Origin of the sequence: Stenotrophomonas pictorum JCM 9942 (assembly GCF_001310775.1) — a bacterium.
In the GTDB taxonomy this organism is placed as follows: domain Bacteria; phylum Pseudomonadota; class Gammaproteobacteria; order Xanthomonadales; family Xanthomonadaceae; genus Stenotrophomonas; species Stenotrophomonas pictorum.
Genome location: NZ_BAZI01000063.1, coordinates 1 through 11,361, shown reverse-complemented (window position 1 = coordinate 11,361; position 11,361 = coordinate 1). Strand labels below are relative to the sequence as shown.

The following is an 11,361-nucleotide window of genomic DNA, read 5'->3' as shown; positions in this document are numbered from 1 at the left end:
GGTGCGGCAGCAGCCTGGGCTTGCCACGGGGTCGCCTTGGCCGGGCTCCCCACCTTGACCTTCTGGATGCCCGACACGATGACCTGGTCGTCAGCCGCCAGTCCCGAAGAGATCAGCCAGTTGCCGCCCTGCTGGCTGTCCAGCACGACCGCCTTGCGCTCGACCTTGCCATCCTTGCCCACCACCAGCACGAAGCCGCCCTGGGTGTCGCGTTGCACGGCTTGCTGCGGGATCAGGAAGGCGTTGTTGCGCTCACCGAGGTTGGCCTTGAAGCTGACGAACGAGCCTGGCAGCAGGGTGTGGTCGGGGTTGGGCAGCTGCGCGCGCAGCGACACCGCGCCGGTGGCCGGATCGACCGTCGGCGAGGAGAAGTCCAGCGTGCCTTCGTGGGCATACGGGCTGCCGTCGGGCAGGTTGACCTGCACCGTGGTCTTGCCGTCGCCAGCCAGTGCCAGCGCGCCCTTGTCCTGGGCCGCGCGAAGCAGGCTCAGCTCATCGGCGGACATCGAGAAATTCACATACAACGGATCGATCTGGTCGACGGTGGTCAGCAAGGTGGCTTCCCCTTGGCCGACCAGCGCACCTTCGGTCACCTGCTGTTTGCCGGCCAGGCCGGCGATGGGCGCAGTGACGCGGGCGTAGCCGAGATTGATGCGAGCGCTCTGGACAGCGGCTTCAGCTGCTGCACCGCCGCGGCGCCGCTGCGCTCGGCGGCTTCGGCATTGTCCAGATCCGACTTGGAGACGAACTTCTGCGGGGCCAGTGAGCGGGCCCGGTTGGCGGTGGCGCGGGCATTGGCGTAGTTGGCACGGGCCGAGGCCAGTGCGCCTTCGGCCGAGGCCAGCGCGGCCTGCAACGGGGCCGGGTCGATCAGGAACAGGACCTGGCCTTCCTTGACGTTGCTGCCTTCCTCATAGACGCGCTTCTGCAGCACGCCGGCCACCCGGGCGCGGACGTCGGCCGAGCGGAAGGGCGACAGCCGGCCGACCAGCTCGCGCTGCAGCGGCAGGGTTTTCGGCTCGGCGGCGATGACGCCCACTTCGGGCGGTGGTGGAGCAGTCTGGGCCTGTTCTTTCTTGCAGGCCGCCAAAGAAAGCGCGGCGACGAAGGAGAGCGCAAGGGCGCGAAACGGGGCGGTCATCGGGAGGAGCTCCGGGTGTTGTTTTTATTGGGAGGAACGGCCGCTTCGGCTGGCGCGGCGAACGCGCGGAGGAAGCTGTCGATCGCGAATTCAGCCCACTGGCGCCGTTGTCGGGCATGTTCGCGGTGGGGTACATGGAAGCGCTGTCGTTCGAACTCTTGGCCGCAGATCATGCTTATTAACAGTTCGGCCATGAAATGCGGGTCGTCATGGATCAGGCGGCCATCGGCAATCTCGGTTCGCATCCATTCAGCTACGTGATCGCGCAGGGCTTCGGCACTGCCCTGGTACATGAACCGCGCTTCTTCGCGGAATTCATGGGCGCTGGCGCCGATCACCTGCGAGGTCTGGCGGTTGCGTGGCTGGTTGCGGTGTTCCAGATAACCGAGGGCGAAATCCAGCAGGATTTGCCGCAGCGGCGTCTCACGGCAGGCCGAGAGCGCGGATGTCGCGGTGGAGACATGCAGCTGCATCGCCTTGCGCAACAGGTCGCGCTTGCAGCCATAGCGGCTGTAGAGGGTCTGCTTGGAGCAGCCGGCCTGGGCGGCCACCGCGTCCATGCTCAGCCGCATGCCCTGGATGGCCAGCAGCTCGCGCACGGCGTCGAACACGCGCTGGTCGCGGGCGTCGTTGGTGCGGGTGTTGGCGTCGGAGGTCTGCACAGGGTCTGGACTATACCGTCCAGTACAGAATTAATACAGGTTTTCCGCCGTTTAGAAACCGGAGGGGACGAGGCGGAGATGCTATGGGCAAGCGACCGTTTCCGACATCGGGAAAACGTGCGGGCAAGGGCCGCGCGATGAGCGGCAAACCATTGCGGGGCGTGTGTTACGCGACTTTTTCTATGCCGCCATGCAGCAAGGCTCTTTTGGTTGCCGGAGATACAATCGCCGATTCTCCAACGAGCACCACCCAAAAGCTCCGTTATGAAATCGCAAAACAGCGCTGCCAAGTCCACCCAACCGAAACGCAAGCCGGTAGCCAAAGAGACTGTCCTGCAGGCCGGCCTGTCACTAGAACCCGTTTTTTCAGCGTTGCGGAAGCGATACCCCGTTGCCGCGCAGAGCCAGGCGGTGGCGTTCGCGTCGGCGTTCTACAAGCGGATGGAGGCGGACGAGTTTTGTCTGCACTCGGCCGAGGAGTGGGCGGTGCTTGCCGCCGACATGTTCGAGTTCGTGCGCGTGCGCAAGCCGGGCAAGGCCAACGTGCGGGCGTTCAATCCGACACTGAAGGCCGATGGCTGGGAATCGCCTCATACGGTGCTGCAGATCGTCAACGACGACATGCCGTTCCTGGTCGATACCGTGTCGCTGGCACTGGCCGAGCAGGGCATCGGCGTGCATGTGCTGGGGCATCCGGTGATCGTGCTGGCCCGTGACAAGGCCGGAAAACTCTCCGGAGTGGGCGAGGGCGCGGCGGAGTCGGTGATGCTGCTGGAAATCGACCGGCAGCCCGCCGCCGGGCTGGAGGCGGTAGCCAAGCGCATCAGTGCGGTGCTCGAGGACGTGCGCGCGATCGTCAAAGACTGGAAGCCGATGCGTGACCAGGCGCTGGCACTGGCCGGGGATCTGGGCAAGCGCGCCTTGCCGGTCAGCAAGGCCTCGCGCCTTGAGGCGCAGGAGTTCCTGCGCTGGGCCGCCGACAACCACTTCACCTTCTTCGGCTACCGCGAGTACAAGGTCGAAAAGCAGGGCCGCGAAGAGGTGCTGGTCGCGCAGAAGGGTACCGGTCTGGGCCTGATGCGCGGCTCGGACGGGTCGGTCGCACGGCCGGTCAAGGGCCTGGCGGCACAGGGCCTGAACACCACCAGTGGCCTGACCGATGCATTGATCCTGACCAAGACCAACGCCCGTTCGCGGATCCACCGCGGCGGCTATATGGACTACATCGGCGTCCTGGAGTTCGATGCCAAGGGCAGGATCATCGGCGAGCAGCGCTTCCTGGGTCTGTTCACTTCCAGCGCCTACAGCCGGCGTCCGTGGGAAATCCCGCTGGTGCGCCTGCGCTATGAGAACGTGATGCAGCGTGCGGGGCTGAGTGCCTCCAGCCACAGCGGCAAGGCGCTGCGCCACATCATCGAATCGCTGCCGCGCGAAGAGCTGTTCCAGTGCAGCGAAGACGAACTTTTCAACGTGGCGATGGGCGTGCTGGGTCTTCAGGAGCGCGTGCGCAGTCGCATGTTCCTGCGCCGCGACAAGTTCAGCCGTTTCATCTCCGCGCTGGTGTTCCTGCCGCGTGAACGGTTCAATACGGATGTGCGTCTGCGTATCGAGGCCATGTTGCGCGAAGCGCTGCAGGGCGAGTACGTCGACTCCCACGTGGTGCTGGGGGATTCTCCGCTGGCACAGGTACATCTCATCGTCCGGCCCAAGGCCGGTGGAAGTCTGGAGCCGGATACCGGCGATTTGGAGAAGCGTTTGGCTAATGTATTGCGCAACTGGCAGGACGATCTGCGTGAAGCACTGATCGCCCGTCACGGGGAAACCGAGGGGCTGCGCATCGCCTCGCGTATCGGCAAGGCACTGCCGGCGGGGTATATCGAAGATTCCAGTGCTGAAATCGCGGCGGCCGACGTGGCCCAGCTCGACGCACTGACCGGTCCTGACGATCTGCGCCTGAACCTGCACGCGCTGCGCCGTGATGGCGTGGACGGTCTGCGACTGAAGCTCTACCGCCAGCTCAAGGACATTCCGTTGTCCGACGTGCTGCCGATGATGGAAAACATGGGCCTGCGGGTCATGGCCGAGCGGCCGTACCGGCTGATGGTCGACAACGCGCCGGTCTACGTGCAGGACTTCGAGGTCGAATCACTGCTGGCCGGTATCGACGTGGCGGCGGCCAATCCCACCTTCTGCGAGGCGTTCGCGAAGGTATGGCATGGCGAGGCCGAGAACGACGGTTTCAACCGGCTGGTGCTGGGCGCCGGTCTGGACTGGCGCCAGGTGTCGATGCTGCGCGGCTATTGCAAGTACCTGCTGCAGATCGGCGTGCCGTTCTCGCAGGCCTATGTGGAAGGCACCTTCAACCGCTATCCGCTGCTGGCACGGCTGATCGTGGAGCTGTTCGAAGCCCGCTTCGAGCCGGCCCCGTCCACCGACAAGGCGGTGCTGGACGCACAGCTGGCCCAGCTCAAGGCGCTGACCGGTGACGACGCCGCCACCCTCAAGCTGCTCGAGGGCGTGGTCAAGGCACGCAAGGGCAAGCGCGATGCGCGCATGGCGGTTGTCCATGACGCGCTGATCAAACTGCTCGATGGCGTCTCCAGCCTGGATGAGGACCGCATCCTGCGCAGCTTCATCGGCGTGATCGAAGCCACGCTGCGCACCAGCTACTTCATGCCGCGCAAGGACGGCGTGCGCGCCGACGGTGGCCCGGCCGACTACATCAGCTTCAAGTTCGACGCCGCCAAGGTGCCGGACCTGCCCAAGCCGCGCCCGTACCGCGAGATCTTCGTCTGCGGCCCGCGCGTGGAAGGCACCCATCTGCGCTTCGGCCCGGTGGCCCGTGGCGGCCTGCGCTGGTCGGATCGTCGCGAAGACTTCCGCACCGAAGTGCTGGGTCTGGTCAAGGCACAGATGGTGAAGAACACCGTGATCGTGCCGGTCGGCTCCAAGGGCGGCTTCTTCGCCAAGCAGCTGCCGGACCCGGCGGTCGATCGTGACGCCTGGTTCGCCGAAGGCGTGGCCTGCTACAAGCGCTTCATCAACGGCCTGCTGGATATCACCGACAACATCGTCGACGACAAGGTCGTGCCGCCGGTGGGTGTGGTGCGGCACGACCAGGACGATCCGTACCTGGTGGTGGCGGCCGACAAGGGCACCGCGACGTTCTCCGACACCGCCAACGGCATCGCCCGTGCGCACGGGTTCTGGCTGGACGACGCCTTCGCTTCGGGTGGTTCGGTCGGTTACGACCACAAGGGCATGGGCATCACCGCGCGCGGTGCGTGGGAGTCGGTCAAGCGCCACTTCCGTGCGCTGGGCCGCGACTGCCAGAAGCAGGATTTCACCGTGGTCGGCATCGGCGACATGTCCGGCGACGTGTTCGGCAACGGCATGCTGCTGTCCGAGCACATCCGCCTGGTCTGTGCGTTCGACCACCGCCACATCTTCCTGGACCCGAACCCGGTGGCGGCGACGTCCTTCAAGGAACGCGCGCGCATGTTCAAGGTGCCGCGTTCGAGCTGGGCGGACTATGACAGCAAGCTGATCAGCAAGGGCGGTGGCATCTACCCGCGTTCGCTCAAGTCGATCGAGATCACTCCGGAAGTGCGCGAGGCGCTGGGCATCGACGCCGGTATCAAGGCGATGACCCCGACCGAGCTGATCAGCGCCGCGCTGCGGGCGCCGGTGGATCTGGTGTGGAATGGCGGCATCGGCACCTACGTCAAATCCGCGACCGAGACCCATGCCGATGTCGGCGACCGCGCCAACAACGGGCTGCGCGTCAACGGCGGCGAGCTGCGCTGCAAGATCGTGGGCGAGGGCGGCAACCTGGGCATGACCCAGCTCGGCCGCATCGATGCCGCGCAGGCCGGCGTACTGCTCAACACCGACTTCATCGACAACTCGGCCGGTGTCGACACCTCCGACCACGAAGTCAACATCAAGATCCTGCTCAACGACGTGGTGCGCGCCGGGAAGCTCAGCGTCGACCAGCGCAACAAGCTGCTGGCGTCGATGACCGGCGAGGTGGCCGAGCTGGTGCTGATGGACAACTACCGTCAGAACCAGGCGCTGAGCGTGATGGAGCGCATGAGCACCACCCGTCTGGGCTCCAAGCAGCACTTCATCCGCACGCTGGAGAAACAGGGCCTGCTCGATCGACAGATCGAGTTCCTGCCCTCCGATGCGGAGCTGTCGGCACGCAAGCTGCGCGGCCAGGGCCTGACCCGTCCGGAGCTGGCGATCCTGCTGTCGTATTCGAAGATGGTCGCGTTCCAGCAGCTGCTGGACTCGGACATCCCCGAAGATCCGTACCTGTCCAAGGAGCTGCTGCGCTATTTCCCGCAGCCGCTGCAGAAGAAGTACGCCGACGCGATGGAGCGTCACCGCCTGAAGCGCGAAATCATCGCCACGGCGGTGACCAACCAGACCATAAACCGCATGGGCGCGACGTTCCTGATGCGGATGCAGGAGGACACCGGCCGCAGCATCGCCGAGGTCGCCAAGGCCTACACCATCAGCCGAGAGACGCTCGATGCCCGCGCGTTGTGGGCGCAGATCGACGCGCTCGACGGCACGCTACCTGAAGCGGTGCAGGTCGATGCGCTGGAAGTGATCTGGAAGCTGCAGCGCTCGTTCGTGCGCTGGCTGCTGTCGCGTCCGGGCGCCATGCCGGGTATCACCGCGGCGGTGGAGCGCTACCAGGCCGCGTTCAACGATATCCGCGTCGCCTCGGGCGTGTTGCCCGACTCGCAGCGCCCGGCGTATGAGGCCAGCGTCCAGGAATGGAAGCGGAAGGGGCTGCCGGCGGCACTGGCGCAGCAGCTGTCGGAACTGCAGTTCCTGGAGCCGGCGTTCGACATCATCGAACTGGCACGCACCCGCAAGCTCAAGCCGGTGGAGGTGTCCAAGGTGCACTTCCGTCTGGGTGAAGCCCTGCAGATGCCGTGGCTGTTCGAGCAGATCGACGCGTTGGAGGTCAACGGCCGCTGGCATGCGGTGGCCCGGGGCGTGCTGCGCGACGAACTGGCCGCACACCAGTGCAGCCTGGCCGGCCAGGTGCTGTCCATGCGCGGCACCGGTGCCGAGGCCAAGGTTGCCGCGTGGCTCAAGCGCGATGACAGCGGCCTGCGCTTCACGCTGGGTATGCTGGCCGAACTGGCCGAGCAGAAGACGCTGGACTACCCGACCGTGTCGGTGGCGGTGCAGCGTCTGGGCCAGTTGGCCGCGCCACGGCGCCTGAGACCGGACGGGTGCCCCGGCCTCCCGGGACACCCGTTTGCCGCGATAAAGGAAACGACAGCCCCGCCCTTGCCGGGGCTGTCGTCTTTCCGGCCGCAAGGTATGCTCGGCACCTGCGTTGGAGCCGACGATGACTGTTTCCCCCCGTATCGCTTTTCTCGCCAGCAACACCGCGCAGGCCCAGACGGCACGTGCCGCGCTGGTCGCGCGCTATGGTGATTTCGATCCCGATGATGCCGACGTGCTGTGTCCGTTGGGCGGCGACGGGTTCATGCTGCAGACCCTGCACCGCCACGGTGGCATGGGCAAACCGGTGTTCGGCATGAAGCTGGGAACGGTCGGTTTCCTGATGAACCAGCACCGCGATGACGAGCTGATGGACCGGCTGGCGATGGCCGAGCCGGCGCACCTGCGCCCGCTGGAGATGATCGCGCAGACCGAATCGGGCACCACCACCGGCTCGCTGGCCTACAACGATGTGTCGATGCTGCGGCAGACTCGGCAGGCGGCGCATATCGGTATCGACCTCAACGGCCAGGAACGGGTGGCCGAGCTGATCTGCGATGGCGTGCTGGTCTCCACCCCGGCTGGCAGCACCGCCTACAACTACTCGGCGCACGGGCCGATCCTGCCGCTGGGCTCCAACACCATCGCCCTGACGCCGCTGGCACCATATCGTCCGCGCCGCTGGCGGGGCGCGATCCTCAAGGCCGATACCGAGGTGCGCTTCCGCGTGCTCGATCCGTACAAGCGGCCGGTCAGCGTCACCGCCGATTCGCATGAGACCCGCGACGTGGTGGAAGTGACCATCCGCGAGTCGCGCGAGCGCCAGGTGACCTTGCTGTTCGACCCGGAACACAACCTGGAAGAACGCATCCTCAGCGAGCAGTTCATGTTTTGACGGCACGCCCGTCATGGCCGCGCTGGCCACGCACCGGGACGTCCCGGCCAGATGGTTCAATTGATTCGGAAAAAAGCAGCATATGGGCGACAACTCACCAAGACTTCTCACCGTGGCCGTGACCTCGCGGGCGCTGTTCGATCTGGAGGAGGGGCATGCGCTGTTCGAGCGCGACGGGCTGGAAGCCTATGCGGCCTACCAGCGCGAACACGAGGACGATGTGCTCAAGCCCGGCGTGGCGTTTCCGGTGGTACGCAAGCTGCTGTCCTTGAATGCCGGCGTACCGGGCGAGACGCCGCGGGTGGAAGTGATCCTGCTTTCGCGCAACTCCGCCGACACGGGCCTGCGCATCTTCAATTCGATCCAGCACTACGGGCTGGATATCGTGCGCGCCACCTTCACCGCCGGCGAGCCGACCTGGCCCTACGCCAAACCGTTCGGTACCGACCTGTTCCTGTCGGCCAATCCCGAGTCGGTACGGCGGGCGCTGGTGCATGGCATCGCCGCCGCCACCATCCTGCCCAAGGCGCCGGGCGAGACCCTGGCCGCCGCCCACGAACCGCTGGATACCGGCCGTTGTCCTGCGCAGCTGCGTATCGCCTTCGACGGGGATGCGGTGATCTTCGGCGATGAGAGCGAGCGCATCTCGCGCGAGCAGGGCGTGGAGGCATTCGGCCGGCACGAGCAGGAGCGCGCACACGAGCCGCTCAGTGGTGGCCCGTTCCGCAATTTCCTGGCCGCCCTGCACGCGCTGCAGGCGGCCTTCCCGGCAGGCGAGAATGCGCCGATCCGCACCGCGCTGGTCACCGCGCGTTCGGCACCGGCCCATGAGCGGGTGATCCGCACCCTGCGCGAATGGGGCGTGCGTCTGGATGAGGCCCTGTTCCTCGGGGGCCGGCACAAGGGCCCGTTCCTGGAACCTTCGGCGCCGACATTTTTTTCGACGATTCGCAGCACAACATCGACAGTGCCAGGCAGCATGTCGCTGCCGGTCATGTGCCGCACGGTGTAGCCAACGCAGGCTGATTTCCCGGGGTTTTTGACGGTTTTCCGCCGTCCCGCATTTGCGGGGCGGCGTGATGTCCATGTTAGGATGGGGCGGCTTTTGCGAGTATCCCCTTGCGGCGTCGCGCCGCGCATCGATCTGCAGTACCGCGGCAGATTCCACTCGCATCGCACCCACCTGGTATCCAACGGGGCGGGGCTTGTTCCCGATCGGCGACGTTTGCGTTCCGCCATTCCCGTTGCGACGTGACTGCCAATGGCAGTTGCCGGGTATTCGCGCGCCACGCGGGTCTGGACAGCTGTCTCCTGCGTGGCGCTTCATATGCGCCCTTGCGCAGTACTGCATCGCCTTGTCGATGCGGCCGCTACACAGGAGAAAAAACCGAATGACCATGCGTATCGCCATTCTTGGCGCCGGCCCCAGTGGTCTGGCCCAACTTCGTGCGTTCGAATCAGCCCGCAGCCGGCGCGGAGGTGCCCGAGATCGTCTGTTATGAAAAACAGTCCGACCTTGGCGGAATGTGGAACTACACGTGGCGCACCGGCTTGGACGCCTATGGAGAACCGGTGCACGGCAGCATGTACCGCTACCTGTGGTCCAACGGACCGAAGGAAGCGCTGGAGTTCGCCGACTACAGTTTCGAGGAGCACTTCGGCCGGCCCATCGCCTCCTATCCGCCGCGTGCGGTGCTGCGCGACTACATCATGGGGCGCATCGAGAAGAGCGGCGTGCGCGACCAGATCCGCTTCAACATGGCCGTGCAGTGGGTGGATTACAACCAGGACACCGGCCTGTTCACCGTCACCGTGCGTGACCTGAAGAAGGACGAGCTGGTCACCGAACAGTTCGACCGGGTGATCGTGGCCACGGGCCATTTCTCCACGCCCAATGCGCCGTTCTTCGAAGGTCTGGAACGCTTTCCGGGCCGGGTACTGCATGCCCATGACTTCCGTGATGCCTGCGAGTTCAGCGGCAAGGACCTGCTGCTGGTCGGCAGCAGCTACTCGGCGGAAGACATTGGCACGCAGTGCTACAAGTACGGCGCCAGGTCGGTCACCTTCAGCTACCGCAGCGCGCCGATGGGCTATGACTGGCCCGAGACCTTCGAGGAACGGCCGCTGTTGCTGCGGCTGGAAGACGATATCGCGCACTTTGCCGACGGCAGCTCGCGCAAGGTCGATGCGATCGTGCTGTGCACCGGCTACCAGCATCACTTTCCGTTCCTGCCGGACGAATTGACCCTGCGCACGCGCAACCGCCTGTATCCGGGCGACCTGTACAAGGGCGTGTTCTGGATCGACAACCCCAAGCTGGTCTACCTGGGCATGCAGGACCAGTACTACACCTTCAACATGTTCGACGCGCAGGCCTGGTATGTGCGCGACGAGATCCTCGGCCGGGTGACCTTGCCTGATGCGGCGGCGATGCGTGCCGACAGCGAAGCCTGGCTGGCGCGCGAGGAAGCCACCACCTCGGTGGAGGAGGACATCGATTTCCAGACCGCCTACGTGCGGGACCTGCTCGATGCCACCGACTACCCGGACTTCAATGTCGAAGCGGTCGCCGCGCTGTTCAAGGAGTGGAAGCACGACAAGCAGGCCGACATCCTCGGCTATCGAAACCGCAGCTACCGCTCGGTGTTGACCGGCACGCTGGCGCCACCGCACCACACCCCGTGGATGGAGGCGATGGACGATTCGCTGGAAGCCTTCCTGGCCGACCGTGAAGTGCCGCAGGTGCGCCGGATCGCCTGAACCCCACAGGCGCCGGGATCAGCCCGGCGCCTGGTCCAGCGGCAGGAGGATGTTGCTCAGTCGCCACTGCAGCCCGTCGCGCGACAGCACGAACACGATGGCGCGTCCGTCGCGGGTCTGCGTGGTGGCGGTGAAACGCGAGAACGATTCGTAGCGGTGATGCGCGCCCTGCAACGGTCTGGCCGGGGTAGGCGGCGCCCAGGTGTCGCCACCGGCCGTGTCGCCGGTCGCCCGTTTCCACACGTCCTGGCCCTGGAGCAGGGCGCCGATACCGGCCGGTGTGACCAGCGTATCGACCCCGGCGCCGGCCAGATCGCCGGCCACGCCCAGTGCCACCGCGCCCAGCAGGCTCGATTGCAGCTCCGGTCCGCCGCGGCGGACCACATAGTCGCTCAGCTGCGCTTTCAGGTTGGCCCGCAGTGCCGGGAAATCCACGTAGCGCGAGAGCTGTGCGGTATCCCGCTTCTCGATCGCCTCGCTGATGCCGTGGATCGCCAGGTAGGGGCCGGCGGCGACATAACCGCCGATGGCCACGAGCAGGACCAGGAGTATCGCCAGCAGCACCTTGTTCATCGCCCAGCCTCCTTATCGGTTGCCGCAAGCGTGCCGCAAAACCGCACCGGATGCGTGAAGCGCACCGTCGGGCGGGGTGG

The 11,361-nt window shown here is 65.8% G+C and carries 4 protein-coding genes and 3 pseudogenes; 4 read left to right on the top strand and 3 right to left on the bottom strand.

Annotated features, from left to right (window positions below):
- Both JCM9942_RS05455 and JCM9942_RS05450 read right to left on the bottom strand, forming a co-directional pair.
- Window positions 1-1,141: pseudogene (locus JCM9942_RS05455) on the bottom strand (efflux RND transporter periplasmic adaptor subunit); the annotation flags it as partial.
- The gene (locus tag JCM9942_RS05450) at window positions 1,138-1,803 is read right to left on the bottom strand and encodes a TetR/AcrR family transcriptional regulator C-terminal domain-containing protein (RefSeq protein WP_054658220.1); all 666 of its coding nucleotides are present in this window, start codon (window positions 1,801-1,803) and stop codon (window positions 1,138-1,140) included. The pseudogene JCM9942_RS05455 and the gene JCM9942_RS05450, both read right to left, overlap by 4 nt.
- Window positions 1,804-2,067: 264 nt before the next feature.
- Here JCM9942_RS05450 and JCM9942_RS05445 point away from each other — a divergent pair.
- The 4 genes and pseudogenes from JCM9942_RS05445 to JCM9942_RS05430 all read left to right on the top strand — a co-directional run.
- Window positions 2,068-7,035 (top strand): annotated as a pseudogene (locus tag JCM9942_RS05445) (NAD-glutamate dehydrogenase); the annotation flags it as partial.
- Between the two features lie 142 nt (window positions 7,036-7,177).
- On the top strand, window positions 7,178-7,948 hold the full coding sequence (locus JCM9942_RS05440; protein WP_054658218.1) for an NAD kinase: 771 nt from the start codon (window positions 7,178-7,180) through the stop codon (window positions 7,946-7,948).
- 82 nt (window positions 7,949-8,030) lie between these two features.
- Window positions 8,031-8,905 (top strand): annotated as a pseudogene (locus JCM9942_RS05435) (5'-nucleotidase); the annotation flags it as partial.
- 522 nt (window positions 8,906-9,427) lie between these two features.
- The gene (locus JCM9942_RS05430) at window positions 9,428-10,708 is read left to right on the top strand and encodes an NAD(P)-binding domain-containing protein (RefSeq protein WP_218185459.1); all 1,281 of its coding nucleotides are present in this window, start codon (window positions 9,428-9,430) and stop codon (window positions 10,706-10,708) included.
- 18 nt (window positions 10,709-10,726) lie between these two features.
- On the opposite strand, the gene JCM9942_RS05425 is transcribed toward JCM9942_RS05430, so the two are convergent.
- Window positions 10,727-11,281, bottom strand: coding sequence for a DUF2939 domain-containing protein (locus JCM9942_RS05425; protein ID WP_054658216.1), 555 nt, complete (start codon window positions 11,279-11,281; stop codon window positions 10,727-10,729).
- Between the last annotated feature and the right edge of the window lie 80 nt (window positions 11,282-11,361).

Coding starts and splice junctions, on each gene's coding strand:
- JCM9942_RS05440 (WP_054658218.1), top strand. CDS start 7,178: ATGACTGTTTCCCCCCGTATCGCTTTTCTCGCCAGCAACACCGCGCAG.
- JCM9942_RS05425 (WP_054658216.1), bottom strand. CDS start 11,281: ATGAACAAGGTGCTGCTGGCGATACTCCTGGTCCTGCTCGTGGCCATC.